The sequence below is a fragment of the Leptothoe sp. LEGE 181152 genome, from assembly GCF_032906605.1.
Lineage (GTDB): Bacteria > Cyanobacteriota > Cyanobacteriia > Phormidesmidales > Phormidesmidaceae > Leptothoe > Leptothoe turfae.
This window is the reverse complement of the sequence record NZ_JASATU010000068.1, coordinates 153,365-169,271: the sequence shown is the minus strand read 5'-3', so window position 1 is coordinate 169,271 and position 15,907 is coordinate 153,365. Positions and strand designations below refer to the sequence as shown.

The following is a 15,907-nucleotide window of genomic DNA, read 5'->3' as shown; positions in this document are numbered from 1 at the left end:
ACAATTACCGAGCCCGTTTCTTTCCATGGTGAATACTTTTGATGAGTATTACGGAATCTTGGAGAATAGCTAAGAACAATATTATACAAAGCCCGAATTCCGTATTCTCAATCCGAAATGGATGATCTCGCCAAGGTGTTGACTGGGTCTGACACCGATCTATTGCGTGCTGTCACCTATCCATGGCTATTGTTCTTAAAAGAGACTGGCGGTGAGCTGTGTGCGCAAAGCTACAGACGCTATCTATAGCTAATCTTTATCTGGTGTGAACCAATCTTGACAATGCCTAAACAAATTGTTTAAATGAGCATCAAGGGTACACTCGGCTATGTTTTGAGTCCTAACAAACAGTAACGTTCATTAGTAAAATAAGTCGGCTATGCACACCAAGGTGCTCTGTTTCTTTTCAAGGAAGCAATGACTCTACCACATCGGCTGATTTCCAAGGACATTAATTAGAGACTCTCCGGAGCCCGCAATATCTTTGTATTCTGAACATTTGAGTAAACTTAAAACTCCCGTGACGAAAAGGTTGTTCAGAAGGGCAATGATTACCGATAGCTGTACCTTTTAGTACCAAAGGTTATATGTCTTGCAGATTGTTCCCGATGCAGCCGCAGACCAGGTATTAAACACAGCTACCAGTCCAGTTAGAACAAGATTATGGATTACTTGTTCAAGATTTCATGTAGACAATAACTCAAAAAGATCGTCTCGCTTATTCGCAGCAAAATCGTGCTGACATAAACCGTTCTTGTAAGAAAGTTTTTTAGATACTTTACGCGACACTCGATAACGCAGAAGGCTACATGTATTCATGCCTTTTGTACCGCCCATAGCTCTTGCTGTCTAAATCTTTCAGCGAGCACCACTGTTATGAACTATGTGCGCAAAGTTATCGGTTCTTTACGCTCGAATAATTCATCCATTCATCTGTCAAACGGGGACTATTTATGACCATCAAAGAACTTACCAAAAAGACTAACAACCTGGATGTCTCTGGTGCTACGTATCTGGGTGGCAACAGAAATGATTCTGCCAATGCAGTCGATGTTTCAAAAAATGGCATCACCGTTTTTGGTGGCGCACTCTCTCAATATAGCTCCAGTGCAAAGAAAATCAACTTATTGGGCGGTGGTGAAGGCAGCGTTGTTCGCTACAACAACAAGACTAACAAAGTCCTTTCAGTGACTCATCTCCCCAGTGAGGTCGACGATCTAGAGGTCAACAATAAAGGAGAAATAGCCGTTGCTGGTGACTTTGGAGTAGCCGTTCTGAGTGCAGATGGCAGCCGCATTATTTGGAGTGACAACAGCGTCTCAGCCAGTCAGGTCTCCATTTCTGACAGCGGTAGAGTTGTTGCCATACAGGGTAATAGTCAAATTAAACTATATAATAGCCAGGGTAAAGTTCAAGAAGAGTTTTCCACTGGCAAGAACAATCGCCGCTTTAACGATGTGGCCATCACCGATAAAAACGGTGGCACGTTGATCGCCACTGGCTATGAGCAAAAGTCATCGAACTTGCAGGTAGCCTTTACCCAAGCTTGGGACTACAACGGAAAACAGAAATGGAAAAGCTATGACGAAAGCGCCGCCAACATCCGCAAAGCCAATTTGATGGCCGATACGCGTGGTGAAAGCATTGCCATTGGTGATGACGGTGAACTCTACGCCGCTTATTCAATTAACGGAGGCACCGGCTTTTCTATTTTTTCCCGGGACCCACTCAATTTTTCCCAGTCATCGGGGCCTGACACAGTACAAACAGATCGCTACACTCAAGCCACCAATGTCGGTTCAGTCAAAATGACCTATTACGGTCGTTATGATCTAGCTACAGGTGATCTTAAAAAGGGACAATCGTTGCTTACCCGGCTAAGCAGCGGTAGAGGAAACAGTGTTAAACCAACCGACATTACGGCTGATCAACAGGGCAATGTGTACCTTGTGGGTCAGGCTAATGCAAGTTTAGCGAATCGCGATAACCAAACTATTGAGGGTCAAAGAGTACCTGGGTACTCAGGGTCAGAAGGCTTTCTGGCTGTTATGAGTCCTGATTTAAAGACGCGTTATGTTTGGACCCCCTTTGTCGATGGAGACGCCAATGCGATTGGTGTCGGTGGTGGTGTAGCCGCACTAGCCCTGACGGCTGAACCAGGGGCTGACCTGGTGACGGCAAACGCGGTCCAGAGAAATGCTGGCGGTGGAGACGATGCTTACCTGCTGCTAATTGGAGGTGAGAATGGGAATAGTCCAACGCCTGCACCTCCAGCCCCCCCAGTGCCCACTCCCACACCGCCAGCGCCCCCAGCACCCACACCGCCAGTGCCCCCAGCACCCACACCGCCAGCACCCACACCGCCTTCAGGACCGAATCGAATCACAAGTAACAACGCTGTGATTCAGGGTACTCGCCGCATTGACACCATTACTGGCGGGTCAAAAAAACAGCGTATCTCTGGCAAGAATGGTAACGATACTATTCGTGGTAAAGGCGGTAACGACACCATTTACGGCGATCAAGGCGCTGATAAGGTGTTTGGTGAAAGAGGTAACGATAAAGTCTTTGGTGGTTCAGGCAATGATTATGTTCATGGTGGCTCGGGCAATGACCGTGTTAACGGTGGCTCGGGCAATGACAGATTGCTAGGTGGCTGGGGCAATGATAGGCTCGTTGGTGGAGATGGTAATGATTTTCTGCAGGGAGCATGGCGTAGAACGGCTGCCGAAAAAGACGTGATGACTGGAGGTAGAGGGCGTGACACCTTTGTCTTGGGTAATCAATCTGGCACCCTTTACGATGACGGTAAAATACGCTCCATGGGAATATCAAACTACGCTCTGATCACGGACTTGAATACGAGGCAGGGTGATATGATCCAGCTTAGTAATGACCATGACTACCGTTTGGGTTCGTCTCCCAAAGGTGCTGATCGTGGCCGTGGATTGTTCATTGATAATGCGGCTGGTCAAAAAGATGAACTCATTGCCGTGATTCGCGGCTCGGGTAGTCTCAACCTCAACAGCAGTACCTTTAAGTACGTCTAGACTAGTTAGTGGAAGCATGTCTAGGGGGAGAGACACCTCCGCCTATTGAACAGATTGTATTAGTCCTTGGCAGGGAGCTAAACGGGTGGATAACTCTAAGGGCTATCCACCCGTTTTTCTTTAACTTTCTTTCTTTTCGAGAGTACGGGCTGGCAAATCGTCTTGCCTTGATTCTCAATCCGGTTTACAAGCCGTCAGCTCTGACGTTGCAAATAACGACCATGAACCCACCCTTCTATATCCATATTGTCATTGATGGTTTCTAGCACAGTGACTAGTTTCCAATTATTGCTAGTGTCTAGAATGTCAACGGGTGTGTGGGCAGGTAGCGGGCTCTCTGGCAACTTCTCATACTGAGTGCCTGGACCCGTGCGAATATTTAATCGACCTGTTGTTTCATAGAACTCTTCTAAATCCTCACGGCCCATTACCCTGGCACGAAAACTATCCATGGGGAAAGCGGGGCCTGGATCATTCTTGCGTTGGGGGGCAATATCATCATGGCCGATGACATCTTGCAAACCATATTCGTCGACCAACAGGCTGGCAACGTCCATCGCCGCCTCTAGTTGTTCTTCGGTATAAACATGCCAACCACTGGAGGATGACTCATGTTTGTGGGTTGCTTCGAGTACATCAACGTCGTCATACACCTGATTAAACCAACTTTTCCATTCGCCCCCTTGGCGCTTTAGCCTACCGGCGTTCACCAGCTCAATCCCAATCGAGTATTTGTTGAGACCTGTTCTCCCCTCCCAAGAACTGCGACCGGCATGCCAAGCTTTCACATTAAACGGCACCAGCTGGGTAATACTGCCATCTCGACCAATGACCAGGTGGGCAGACGCTTTGGCCTGAGCTTGAGTGAGCCATCGTACAGCCGATTTTGCAGTTCTACCCGCTGTGAAATGCATTACTAAATACTCATGGCGCAACGTGCCACCAGAGTTGGGACTCTCCTCAAAGGGATAGGGAGTACCATCATCATGGTAGAGAAGGTGATTAATAATCTGCATTGTTAGTCTCCTAGTAGGTGTGTTGACTATTGTTGGAAGTTAATTGCCCTAAACTGTGACAGATTGTTCAGAAACACTCGTTTTTTAGAGCTAAGGGAACGTCGTAGACTGGGACCATAGGTGGCCCATCTCGATACATCAAGGGGATTACTGCCCCTTAATCCCCTAATTTTTAGGTCATTGAATTCAATAAGTGCCCCCAGGAAAGCCTGGAGGTCAACCAATAGGGATGAATAGCCCGGCATCATAACTCGCTGAAATAAAATGACATATTTAGCCATGGCTATTACCAGGTCCTGTATTGGGGGATTCAGTTCGGCGTAATCAAGCCCATAGGACGTTGTCTCTAAGATGAGTTGAATGGCCGTATCAACATCCATTTGAGAGAAGTCTTCATCCAGGCCCCTGATGGGATGCTCAGTCATGATCTTGAGCAGTTCATCCATAGCAATATGCAAAACTTGCTCTTCATGACTGAGGGGTTTGACAGGTTTATCAGGTGGTTCAGGCGTTCCACCACATTTGTTTACCATGATGGGTGTTCTCGAAACGAAAGAATATAAATGGGGGCATTGCTGATCCTCAAGATGACTTGAGCTGTCGGATACCGTCAAATAGCAATAGTTCTAACCGGTTCATCCCCTAAATCAGCGATCGCAAAATAGGTGACAACGCTATATCCAATCCAAATCGGGATCTGGATTAGGCGCTTTGGGCAAGTTCTTGCAGACGAACCCAGCTAACCAGAATGCTGGGAATAGGTCTTCAATTTCCTTGTCAGGATCTTTCTCCACAGGCTTGCTCGGTGCGGGACGGGGTTTGGGTGCGGGACGGGGTACCGGTCTGGGCCGAGGTTTTGGCACCGCAGCGCGGGCAGGCTTGACCACCAACACATTAAATGTGACGTTGTTGGGAAGAGGTTTGCGGTTTTGGTTGTAAACTGTCCATTTATTATTGGAGTACCAAACGCCTATGGGATTTGGGTTATAGGTGTTGATCCATCGCTGGGTAACAAAGACAATGCCCTGGGGAACACCATTGCTAAACCCGTTATTAATGTAACTGACATGCTTCATGCTGCCCTGTTTAGTGGCATCAGTTACTTTATGTTGGAAAGCGACACCTTCTAAGCCACCAAATCGAATAGGAGCCCCTGGTTTTAAGACCAAAATATTAAACTTGGTACCAATTGGCATGGGCTTCAGGTCTTCGTTATAAATTTTCCATTTGCCACCGCTAAACCACACACCTACCTGGCTAACATTGTATTTCCCGTAATGCTGGGTAACGAGCACGATAGCATTACTTTGGTTGTTGGTTAGCCCATGATTAAGGGTGGTGATATGGCCACTTGTGTTGTTTTTCGTGGTTGTATGAACAAACACATTTCTGTTTAAGGCTGGATTAACCGCTAGAACATTGACCTGGTTGTTCTTAGGCATGGGTTTCCGGTTCTGGTTATACACAGTCCACTGGCTGCCGTTGAACCAGACACCGGTTTCATGGGTGTTGTATACACCATACTTTTGGGTGGTAAACAACAAGAAATTGCGGTTGCCATTGGTAACACCATTGTTAATGTTGGTGATATGGCTTGAAATATTGGTTGGAACCGCCTTGTGGCTAATCAGATACATCCCAGCAGATTGGGTTAAGACCCGAGCTCTGCCTAAGGCGATTTTTGTACTACCTGTGAAATTGGTAAAGGCAACCGGTTGCACAGTGCTAGATGCCGTCAGCTGAGTTTTAAGAGCATTAATGTTTTTACCCTTGAGTATCTGGACGCCTGACTGATTGTCTATTTGCCGGTGTAGTATTTGTCTATCCTTTTTGACGGCCTGATAGTTTAGAGCTTTGGGGGTGGACAGAATGTTCACAGAACCTGATTTTAACTGAGGTGATGCATTTAGCATGACGTTACCAACAAAAATAGGCAGATTCTTCCCAATGGTTTTTTTGAATGTGTTTCTGTTTTTGGCTGAATCTTCCTTCAGTTCTACGTCTAGATTCCGCAAAAAGATCATTTTGACCGGCAGCACCGATAGGGACCCGGTGGGACTGGGTTCACCATCACTGAGAGGGGCAATGAATTTTGGCAGATCCCAGAATCGTTGATGGAAAAGATCAATACTAAACCAATCTCTGACAACGGAGAGAATACCAATGTCGACACTAATTTTTTCGATTTCTAATTCGTCCTGTTCATCACTGAAAAAGTCTTGGTAGTCTTTGAATACAGTGTTTTTAGCATAGTTGTAATATTCGTCGACTTCCCTGGCATCCATGGCGATACTGGCCCAACCACTCCCCCCCTCCTTAAAGAAGTTACTGGGCACAAAACTGGTGGGATAATAGTAACCGGACGTTCCTTTACCAATTTTTTCCCGTTCGGCTCCCGAGAGCTTTGACTTGTAATGCTCTAAGATATTGGATGGATATCTAGCTTCCAGTTGAAACTTGATATTTTGATGGTTTTCATACACTAGCTTGTTACCGATGTCCTGCCATTTACGCGAGGCAGCTTCTTCTCGTTGTCTAGCAATGGCGATCAAATCGTTGAGGGAGGCAACAGCATCGGTATCATCATCACGTTCCGCAGCTGTTTTTTGAGAAATCAAGCTAGCAAGTTCAGCCGCCGCCGCCAGTGCTTCATCCTGACAGGTGTAATAGTTTTCTCGATTTTCAGGATCCTCAACATAGGCGAGTGCTTCCTGGAGTTTGGCCTCTTCTTCGGCGGTTAGAAAATTACCGCTGGCAGCAAAGGCCTTACCCAGACTGTCTTTATAGACATCCCAAATAAATTTAGTAGTATCAGGCTCATAAAACCGTTTGCTAGGAACGATAAAATTGGTGATTTCTGCAAATTCCTGGGGATGTTGAGGTTGTTCAAAATCGTATAGCGTATAGGCTTCTGCCAGTTTGTTGATGGCAACAAATGTATCTTTTTCGGCTAAACTGTCCTGATGCAGTTTAGCGAGTTTGCCCATTAAGGCTAAGCTAATTCTGTTCATTTTTAGTTTATATGAACGTTTTTAGTTTGTATGAACGTTCTAAGGCGAATTTTGAAAATGGAGCGCATGGCCCACGGACTAGACATACTGTTCTAGTCCGTGGGCAACCCTAAGCCCCCGTAATGAGTTGTTCTTAAAAAGAATTACTCGATATCAATAAAGGGAAAAAGCAATCCTAAATCCACTTCTTGATACTGGGGTTTGGATTGGGAGATTTGGGCATCTGGTGACACTTAAACCCAATCAGCTGCATGCCAGGAATCCGAATGCCCTGTTCCTCTCGGTGAGAGTTCACATTTCTTTCAAAATTATCCTGCTTGTAGCTACCACCCACGGAGAAAGGACCCCAGCCACCGCCAGCGCTGACATCAAAGTGCTTCTTCAAAGAATCGTAGCTGTACTCAGACTCACCAAACTCTAGAAATAAGTCTCTGACAAAAATCGCCGTGGTGGTGAACGCTGGAATCATACCTTCAGGTTGAGCAGCTCCATCAGACACCATCTGATTATTAAAATCAGGCACGGCCTCGTCAAATCTCCAGTAGGTGCTCGTTAGAAAGTTGACGTTAAACCAGGGTCGAATAATGGGAACCTGAGCGATCTTAAAGCGCAGTTTAAACCGCGAAGTATTGATCTTGTGCTCAATTTCAGTTCTGTCGTAGTTAGCTTCAGCCTTAGCCCGCCATAGGCCAAAGCCAGCTTTGACTTTAGTACCGAACCCTTTCTTGGAGTAGTCATAACTACTGGCGTAGTCAGAACTGTCAAACTTGAACTGGGTCCATCCGTCTTCGTATCGGGCAAAACCACCGGGAACAAAGGTAACAGGATGAAACGGCAGCCCCGTTAGCATGCTGTTGAGCTGTCCCTCTTCAAACAACTCCTGGTATTGTTGCTTGAGTAACGCAATGCTTCTACCTTCGACTTGTTTGATAAAGGCACTAATACGATCAAACTGTTCGCGATAACCTAAGGTTGACCATTTGCGCTCAGCCGCTTGCACCCGTCTACGAAGAATGGGGCCATTGATGGCCCAGGCCGAAACCGCTTTGGGGTCATTCCCAGCCTCAGCCTCAATACGCAGGGTATTGTAGGCTAGCTTAGCCGCCTCCCATTCACCCAAGTACTGGTCATACTTAAGAACAAGTGGACTGGGTTCTTCGATGACTCTTTCTTCATCGGTCAGAAAATCGACTTCGATTCTCTTAGAAACCATCAGGCTCCGCAGTTTCTCTAGCTTGGCCTTGGTACGCTCATCGGGTTCAACATCTGCAACCTGACTAAACCTCAGAACCTGTTCGTAAGCTTGAGAGAGGGTATTTTCAACATTCCAAACATTGAAAGAATTGGTGCCAGTGCCCGATGTATCTGGAATGAGATCGCATAACCGTGCCAGATTTTCGGCATGGATATACTTACGGCGGCTTTCATCAGCCAACATTCTGTTGAGCTCTTCTACACTGGTGTCTTCATCGACTTCTTCAGTGTCACCATTGTTGTTGGGTTTATCGGCGTTAAAATCATCCCTGACATTTTTATATACGCCGCCCAGACCCTCGGTTAGAAAATCAAATTCGTCTGGCGGAAAAGGAATGCCAGGGGTAACCCAGGCCAGATAGTTGTCTTCGGAGGGAGGCGCAGCACCATCGCCACTGCACAGTGCATCATAGAGTTTTCCTAGAACGGAATTCATTAACTCACTGGGGAGTACGTTAGCCATAGTTCCTTACCTAGTGTGTAGTATTGTTGTTTGTTATCTCGCTGCGTAGCGAGTAGATAGATGACAACAACTCATTAATCAATTTTTCTTGCTTTGTATACATAAGTTAATATTTAAATGTTTTCTCCTCTGGAAGGATAAAGCCATGGCAGGAGGCAGGTTCACAGGTGTATTATTTTTTGTGGCACTACCTAAAAAAGAGAGTTAGCAGCAGCTTTAGATAGAAATATTGGATAAATTGTCTCTAATACGAAATCCCGACTGATAGCACCCGGTATCGAAGGGCATCCACAAGGGAGTGCCCCTACAGGATGGTCTATTTTTAATCGGGTTTAATACATTCGGATTTGGTATAACAAGATGAATGGATCGGTTTCGAGAAAATTTACAACTATCCTTATCGGGATGTTGTCAAAATAACTATTCAACAGATATTCAACAAAAAAGCAGAAAGCCGCTGTTTTTTGAAAAAACAGCGGCTTTAAAGTAAGAAACTCCACCCTAACGGTTGTTGGCGGTAGTCCTATCTTGAAGGAGTGACCTCTCGCCTGTTAGCTAGTCTGCCTCAGCTTTCGCTGATGATGATTAAAGGAGCGTTGTTCATTAGTCAGTACAGCATATTCAATGGGAGGACGCATATCCCATTGAAGCTGAGTCAATAATAGTAGACTGCCGCCAATGATGGCACCGGTCACCCCGTATTGCCAGGTACCTAGCTGGGTCACGGCAAACGCGGCAACCCCATGCACCACCGTCAGCCCTAAAAACGTACGCGAGCGAATGCCCCAACCCGTCAGGCCATGGCCAATGGCACACAGCCCTAACCACAAGGGGCAGAGGTTTATCAATATTGGCCCTACATAGCCAAACACGCCCCAATTGGTGATTACAGTGCCAACCAACATTAATGTAGCCCAGCTGTATACTAGCCACATGAGTCGTTCTACCCGTGCCCAAAAGCGCACGATGGACAGCATACCCACAACAGCAATTACCGTAAGGCCGGACCAAGCAATTGCCAGTTGCTGCCAGCTAGCGTGGGACACCTGAGCTGAGGCAAACATGAATACTGCCAGGGCCCCCCACAACGCAAACACTTGATCAACGCGAGTGTAAATACTTGAAAATGCATAGCCAAGGACACTGTGACGAAAGTGCCAGGCCCCGCGTAAATCTTGCAAATCTAAATCATGCTGCTTTGAGCGCAGCAGGGGCTCATTTGAAAAGCCAATAGTCATAGCAGTTACTCGTAGAAACCAAAGATGGATCCAAAGCGCGAGAATCAGTCGCGGCTTTAGCAATACGACGACTGGCTACGCATTTATGTACTTTTAATTCTAATTGTATCGTTTTGTCAACTATGTGTGCTAACCCATATATTTGGTATAGAAGGCCGGATGACGGTTTCGGGAGCATAAACCGCGTGGTGTAATGTTTTGAACACGCCCTAGCTGCACGTATGTCTGTCCCCATGCGACCTGACCGTTTTTTATATCTACTGCTGGCAGTGGTGTTGATTGTGTTGCTGTTCAACCTGCATCTGTGGGTCATCACCACAGGGCCCGAGGGCAGTATTGCTGAGATTAGTCGGGATATGCTGGCCCGGCAAAATTTTATGCATCCTCGGTTGCTGGGGGTAAACGATTTTAGCCATCTGCCATTGCCCCTCTGGTTGACCAGCCTGGGAATGCGGCTGTGGGGCATCAATACATTTGGGGCTCGCTTCTTTATCCAGATCAGCATTTTGGTCCAGGTAATTTTTACTTACCGCATTGCGATGCGATTATTTGGGTCGTCCCAGGTCGGTCTGTTTGCTGGACTGATCTATCTGTCATGTCCCCTGGTGTTGGCCTGTAGCCGTTACCTATCCGCCGATATATTGTTGGCCACCTTCGAGCTGGCAGCTATCTACTATATTCTGCTCTACCATCTGGAAAAACTACCAGCTGCCCTCTATGGACTCGCGATCGCATTCGCCGGTGGCCTATTATGCGGCGGGTTACATAGTTTGCTATTGCCCATCACCGTGGGCACCTATGTCTTGATATTTGGGCCTCGCAACTATGGGATTCACTGGCGTCATGGCCTGGCCGCATTGATCATGGCAGTTGGGCTCACCTGCTTTTGGTTTGTGCACGCCAGCCATCACCTCCCCGATGTCTGGGCCTTTATCCGCCAGACATTTTGGCAAGACACCTTTTTCGGGCCACCCAGGCATCCCCGCTGGCAATATGCAATCACCTTTCTGTTGGGCAGTTTACCTTGGTGGTTTTTAGTTTTGCCCAACCTTGCCAGTCCGGTCTGGCAAAACCCCAATGTGTTGCCAGTCTGCATCACCTGGCTAGCCCTGCCATTGGTGTTCTACACGTTGACCGGTAGTGCATCCCTGGCGGCATTGTTGCCCCTGGTATCTGGGTTCTCGATTCTTGTCAGCTATTGGGTGCAGTTTCTAACGAAACAACAAGTATGGCGTTACAGCCGCTGGTTTGCCCAAATTTATGGCTGTCTGGGTATGCTGGCCTTCATGGTACCCCTGGGCTATCAAATTCTTGGACAGCCATTGCAAAGCACCTGGCCCATGGTGATAACGGCGTTGAGCACGTTAGGCTTAGTGCTTTTGCTATATCGATTTATCCGGGCGGGGGTCAGAATTCGGCTGGTGGCTATGGTGCTGGTGCCATCATTTATGTTGTTGTTATATGGCGGTTACTACACCCAGGCCAATGGACCATGGAAAGAGAGTGCTAATGTTGTCTCTCAGATTATTCAGCAACGGCGGTTAGAGAGTTTACCGGTCTTGGTTTATAACGAAGCGCTCCCCTCCCTGGCCTTTGCCCTGAATAAAGACACCATTACCATTAACGATGGCATTGTCAATGAAGCCTATTTTCAAACCACCCAGGGTTGGGAACCCCGCTGGATTCGGCTGGGGAACCCCGAGGATAATCTTTATTTACGTCGGCTGATGACTGCCCCGTCAGTATTGGTGATTCCGGGGGATTTGCCCGCCCGTTGGAACTGGGTAAAAATTAATTATCCTGAAATGGAATGGGCCGGTCGCTGGCAGGTGTTATATCGTTCTCAGTAGGGGCACCCACAAGGGAGTTTCCCTACTGGATGCAGGGTTGTTTCGTATTCACCAGGGAAAATCTGTAAGGCTTATGACTTCGTTCATGCTGAATCGAGAGATGATCGGAGGGAGCCAAAACCGGTTGCTTGGGGTCCCTCCGAGTTCCCCAAACCCCCATGGTTAGGGCCGGGAGGCCGCCCTAAGACCCAGCCTACTAGGTTGTCCTCAATGGCATTAAATTAAGGGTTACGGCGGGGTCGATTAATCAGGTTATCGCATTATTGTTTGGCCCACCTTCAAGTAGAGCATGCCTTTCCTCAAATAAGCTTTCAATGCCTCCAGATTTTCTGTCCAGACAATGAAACAGCCCTGCCTACTGGGTGACTTATTGCGCCCCTTTGTAAGGCTGCCGTGTACACACAAGTATTGGAAACTAGCGTTGGCGGTTGCCTCATTCCTCTAACTCCCCCTTACCTTGAGTGGAGATTCCCTCGGATACCAGTGGTTTTTATGCGTTACAGGGTGGGTAGCAAAAATCATTAAAAATTGATTGCATACCTGGACATTCCTGGTTGGGCTAGTTATGGTAGGCATGAGTTCCTAATTTTCCGAGGGATTCAGCCGAACCTTGAAAACCTGATTCTTCCGTTAGATCCCTCGAATAGTGACTGTGAAAGGCTTTCAGACGTTTTTCCAGGGCTTTATTGGGAGCTATTCTCGATTAAGTCAGTCATTTTTGGAACCCTTAGATTTGGGTATCTAGAAGCCCCTGGTTACAGTGGTTTCAAAAGGGAGGGGGTTGCCAATCTCATTACCCCGCAAGGGGACGGAAACCTTCGGGGGTGGTCATGGGGGGTGTTGTGGCTGGTTGTAGGTTGCCAATCTCATTACCCCGCAAGGGGACGGAAACCATACACTTCTAAGCTAGCCGCAACGATTGGTGTAGGTTGCCAATCTCATTACCCCGCAAGGGGACGGAAACTCACCAGCGGCGAAGCTGGCAGGTACGCCTGATTTGGTGCGTTGCCAATCTCATTACCCCGCAAGGGGACGGAAACATAATCTGTTTTGCCAGGTACGATCGGATTGTATTAAGGTTGCCAATCTCATTACCCCGCAAGGGGACGGAAACCTATTAGCCCAAGGCTCCCAAATGGCTTTATAGAGCCCATTTGAGATCTTTTGTCAGATACGCGAAAATACAGAGCATCGTCTACCGTGGCTATCATGGCATACTCGAGCAGTCTGACCGATGCCGAATGGGAAATCCTCGAACCTCTGTTGCCAGAGGTCTTGCCTCAGAAGAAAAGGACAAAGCCTCTCCGTTGGAGCTATCGAGAGCTGATCGATGGGATGCTCTATCAGCTTAAGAACGGCTGTAATTGGGAAGACCTACCCAAGGATCTGCCGCCCTATTCAACCGTGTTCTGGCATTACAACCAGTGGCGCAAAGCAGGCTCGTTTGAGAAGCTGATGACGTTGCTACATGGACACGTGCGAAAACAAGTAAAAAAAAATCAAAATGGACGACCCTAATGATGGCAGACTCACAAGCGGTGAAGAATACCTGTACTGCTAGCGTGGATTCAAAAGGCTTTTGTTTCTACAAAGCCACGAACGGGATCAAGCGGCATCTAGTTGTTGATACGCTGGGATTTCCATTCTTCACGCTGTGTACGCCAGCCAATGTTTCGGATGATGTCGGCTTGTTGATGCTGCTGATACTCAACCTTGAGTACTTTAAATCCAAACCGGTCAACATCCCGAAGATTACCGTCTTGTTAGACAACGGCTACCACGTAGACAAGCTGACTGAGACACTTAAGTCGGTCTATCCAGGCATCATGCGCAAAATCAGATTTGAGCTTTCTCCAAAGCCATCGAAAGCAGAGAAGGCTGCGCAAGGAAAAACAGGCTTTGTTCCTGTTGCCGTCAGGTGGGTAATTGAGCGCTCCAATGCTTGGATGGAACGATGTAAGAGCCTGACGAAGAACTTTGAGAGAACGTTGGACAACGCTAAGGCGCAGATGGACTTTTGCTTCGTTAGACTAATGCTCAAGCGACTTGCTGCCGATTCTTGAGATCTCAAATGGGTTCTATATTTCTGAGTTGCCAATCTCATTACCCCGCAAGGGGACGGAAACCTGATCTCCTTCGTTCGTGATCACTGCCGAGTCACCACGGAAGGTTGCCAATCTCATTACCCCGCAAGGGGACGGAAACTGGAATAGTTCACAGGTGCGTGGGAATGAACCTACTTGATAGGTTGCCAATCTCATTACCCCGCAAGGGGACGGAAACTTCTAGGCGGATGAACCCAAGCTGAGACCAATGGAGGATTAGAGTTGCCAATTTCCTTACCCTCTAAACATACAAGGGGTATCCTTTGTTTCGTGATGTCCATGTCGCTGGTGAGATCGCACACCCCATACCCAATCATCACCCAAGGCATAGATTATCCCGAGCACTCGGTAGGGGCAATGCCTCGTGCTTGCCCCTCGATCATTGTCCCCATAAACCGACAACTCAATGATCTTTCGGAGCATCCCATAGGTTATCCTGGGCACCCACCAGGGGATGCCCCTACAGTGTGATGGCCTAATATTTGTTAGGCACCATACGTTGCGTTTCCTTAGGCGGGCGTTGATAATGAATCGCCCCCTGTCGCTTAGGTAACATAATTGGCTCGTAAGGTAGCTCCTCGTAGGGAATCAGAGTTAGTAAGTGACTAATACAATTAAGCCGTGCCCGCTTTTTATCATCGGCATCGACCACATACCAGGGGGAACTAGTGGTATCGGTCATCGCAAACATGTCATCTTTCGCTTTAGAATACTCAACCCAGCAGGCACGGGCCTCTAAATCCATGGGGCTCAGCTTCCAACGCTTAGCTGGATCTTTGATCCGGTCCTGGAACCGCTTTTCCTGTTCTTTATCACTGACAGAAAACCAATATTTGACCAGAATGATGCCCGAGCGTTGGAGCATATGCTCAAATTCAGGGCAGGTGCGCATAAATTCAGTATATTCATTGTGGGTGCAAAAGCCCATGACGCGCTCCACACCGGCGCGATTATACCAGCTACGATCAAAGAGAACAATTTCGCCAGCTGCCGGTAACTGGTTCACATAACGCTGAAAATACCACTGGGTTTTCTCTCGATCAGTGGGCTTACCCAACGCTACAATACGACAACCACGAGGGTTTAAGCATTCAGAAATACGTTTAATCACCCCACCCTTACCGGCAGCATCTCGCCCCTCAAAGATCACAACAACCTTCAGGCCTGCATACTTTACCCATTCTTGCATCTTCACCAACTCAAGCTGCAAACGCTCTAGTTCAGACTGGTATACAGATTTTTTCAGGCTTTTCTTCGTCTTCGAGTGCTTTTTCTTCTGGGTAGATTTATTGTAAGTATCATCCTGTTTTTTAACAGTCTTCTTAGTTGCCTTTACTGATTTAGCCATCGGAATTGTAGCGATCTGGCCTAAAGGTTTGTTATCAGCGCTCTTTTCGGTAGCTTTTCGCTTTGAGGTGATCTTTTTTAAAGCTTTCTTTTTAGTCACTTTGGGTTTTTCATTTGAAGAATTAACATCTGCTTTCTTCATTGTGCTATGGGTGTTTGACTTAACCATAGAGTCTCCCAAAATATCTCGATAGTGGTCAGCATACGTGCTTATTTATCGAAGTATGGGCGAGCTTAGGTTAGTCTAAATATTTGCGGATACAAAAAATTAAAATGTAACGCTTGAATCAAACCTACCCAGACTTGGGGAGGTGGGCTTCGATACCGAGCATATCAGTCAGAATTTCGGATAAGAGGTTAAACAGCTGATTTGCATTTTATAAAAGATTATGCATAGGCCTTACGTTATCAACGCCTCAACCATTGCGACAACTCTCTCACCCGTTCTAAATAATCTGTTTCCATAGCTCGCTCAGGCCTTTACACCAGACATTATGCCCTGCATTTTTCCGAGCTTAAAATCCATGACCCTAGCGTCTGCTTTAATGACGTCCGCTCATACGAAAATTAACA

General features: G+C 47.1%; 11 protein-coding genes. 5 read left to right on the top strand and 6 right to left on the bottom strand.

Annotation, left to right across the window (positions count from 1 at the left end; all coding sequences use genetic code 11):
- The first annotated feature begins 117 nt into the window (after positions 1-117).
- Positions 118-249 (top strand): hypothetical protein, encoded by a 132-nt coding sequence (locus tag QGP82_RS34435; protein WP_284681692.1) that lies wholly within the window; start codon positions 118-120, stop codon positions 247-249.
- Positions 250-953: 704 nt separating this feature from the next.
- Positions 954-3,050 carry a calcium-binding protein gene (locus tag QGP82_RS34430; protein ID WP_499062299.1) on the top strand — a complete coding sequence of 699 codons (2,097 nt, stop codon included), beginning with the start codon at positions 954-956 and terminating at the stop codon, positions 3,048-3,050.
- Positions 3,051-3,244: 194 nt separating this feature from the next.
- Here QGP82_RS34430 and QGP82_RS34425 read toward each other — a convergent pair whose 3' ends face one another.
- The 5 genes from QGP82_RS34425 to QGP82_RS34405 all read right to left on the bottom strand — a co-directional run bounded on the left by QGP82_RS34425 (position 3,245) and on the right by QGP82_RS34405 (position 10,032).
- Positions 3,245-4,066, bottom strand: a complete 822-nt coding sequence (locus tag QGP82_RS34425) for an N-acetylmuramoyl-L-alanine amidase (RefSeq protein WP_163701697.1) — start codon at positions 4,064-4,066, stop codon at positions 3,245-3,247.
- 26 nt (positions 4,067-4,092) lie between these two features.
- The gene (locus QGP82_RS34420) at positions 4,093-4,599 is read right to left on the bottom strand and encodes a hypothetical protein (RefSeq protein WP_499062298.1); all 507 of its coding nucleotides are present in this window, start codon (positions 4,597-4,599) and stop codon (positions 4,093-4,095) included.
- A 141-nt stretch (positions 4,600-4,740) separates the two neighbouring features.
- Entirely contained in the window at positions 4,741-7,077 is a 2,337-nt protein-coding gene (locus QGP82_RS34415) for a DUF7452 domain-containing protein (RefSeq protein ID WP_499062297.1), read from the bottom strand.
- 175 nt (positions 7,078-7,252) lie between these two features.
- Positions 7,253-8,794, bottom strand: a complete 1,542-nt coding sequence (locus QGP82_RS34410) for a hypothetical protein (RefSeq protein WP_499062296.1) — start codon at positions 8,792-8,794, stop codon at positions 7,253-7,255.
- A gap of 551 nt (positions 8,795-9,345) precedes the next feature.
- Positions 9,346-10,032: a hypothetical protein gene (locus QGP82_RS34405; RefSeq protein ID WP_499062295.1), complete on the bottom strand. Its 687-nt coding sequence runs from the start codon at positions 10,030-10,032 to the stop codon at positions 9,346-9,348.
- Between the two features lie 233 nt (positions 10,033-10,265).
- Here QGP82_RS34405 and QGP82_RS34400 point away from each other — a divergent pair, with 233 nt between their 5' ends.
- The 3 genes from QGP82_RS34400 (at position 10,266) to QGP82_RS34390 (ending at position 13,945) form a co-directional block, all read left to right on the top strand.
- Positions 10,266-11,882 (top strand): ArnT family glycosyltransferase, encoded by a 1,617-nt coding sequence (locus QGP82_RS34400; RefSeq protein ID WP_499062294.1) that lies wholly within the window; start codon positions 10,266-10,268, stop codon positions 11,880-11,882.
- A gap of 1,209 nt (positions 11,883-13,091) precedes the next feature.
- On the top strand, positions 13,092-13,400 hold the full coding sequence (locus QGP82_RS34395) for a transposase (RefSeq protein ID WP_163696828.1): 309 nt from the start codon (positions 13,092-13,094) through the stop codon (positions 13,398-13,400).
- Between the two features lie 2 nt (positions 13,401-13,402).
- Positions 13,403-13,945: a transposase gene (locus QGP82_RS34390; protein ID WP_499062374.1), complete on the top strand. Its 543-nt coding sequence runs from the start codon at positions 13,403-13,405 to the stop codon at positions 13,943-13,945.
- A 517-nt stretch (positions 13,946-14,462) separates the two neighbouring features.
- Here the strand turns inward: QGP82_RS34390 and ppk2 are convergent.
- Positions 14,463-15,335, bottom strand: a complete 873-nt coding sequence (ppk2, locus tag QGP82_RS34385) for a polyphosphate kinase 2 (protein ID WP_431732085.1) — start codon at positions 15,333-15,335, stop codon at positions 14,463-14,465.
- Positions 15,336-15,907: the final 572 nt, after the last annotated feature.

Coding starts and splice junctions, on each gene's coding strand:
- QGP82_RS34435 (WP_284681692.1), top strand. CDS start 118: ATGGATGATCTCGCCAAGGTGTTGACTGGGTCTGACACCGATCTATTG.
- QGP82_RS34430 (WP_499062299.1), top strand. CDS start 954: ATGACCATCAAAGAACTTACCAAAAAGACTAACAACCTGGATGTCTCT.
- QGP82_RS34425 (WP_163701697.1), bottom strand. CDS start 4,066: ATGCAGATTATTAATCACCTTCTCTACCATGATGATGGTACTCCCTAT.
- QGP82_RS34420 (WP_499062298.1), bottom strand. CDS start 4,599: ATGGTAAACAAATGTGGTGGAACGCCTGAACCACCTGATAAACCTGTC.
- QGP82_RS34415 (WP_499062297.1), bottom strand. CDS start 7,077: ATGAACAGAATTAGCTTAGCCTTAATGGGCAAACTCGCTAAACTGCAT.
- QGP82_RS34410 (WP_499062296.1), bottom strand. CDS start 8,794: ATGGCTAACGTACTCCCCAGTGAGTTAATGAATTCCGTTCTAGGAAAA.
- QGP82_RS34405 (WP_499062295.1), bottom strand. CDS start 10,032: ATGACTATTGGCTTTTCAAATGAGCCCCTGCTGCGCTCAAAGCAGCAT.
- QGP82_RS34400 (WP_499062294.1), top strand. CDS start 10,266: ATGCGACCTGACCGTTTTTTATATCTACTGCTGGCAGTGGTGTTGATT.
- QGP82_RS34395 (WP_163696828.1), top strand. CDS start 13,092: ATGGCATACTCGAGCAGTCTGACCGATGCCGAATGGGAAATCCTCGAA.
- QGP82_RS34390 (WP_499062374.1), top strand. CDS start 13,403: ATGGCAGACTCACAAGCGGTGAAGAATACCTGTACTGCTAGCGTGGAT.
- ppk2 (WP_431732085.1), bottom strand. CDS start 15,335: ATGGCTAAATCAGTAAAGGCAACTAAGAAGACTGTTAAAAAACAGGAT.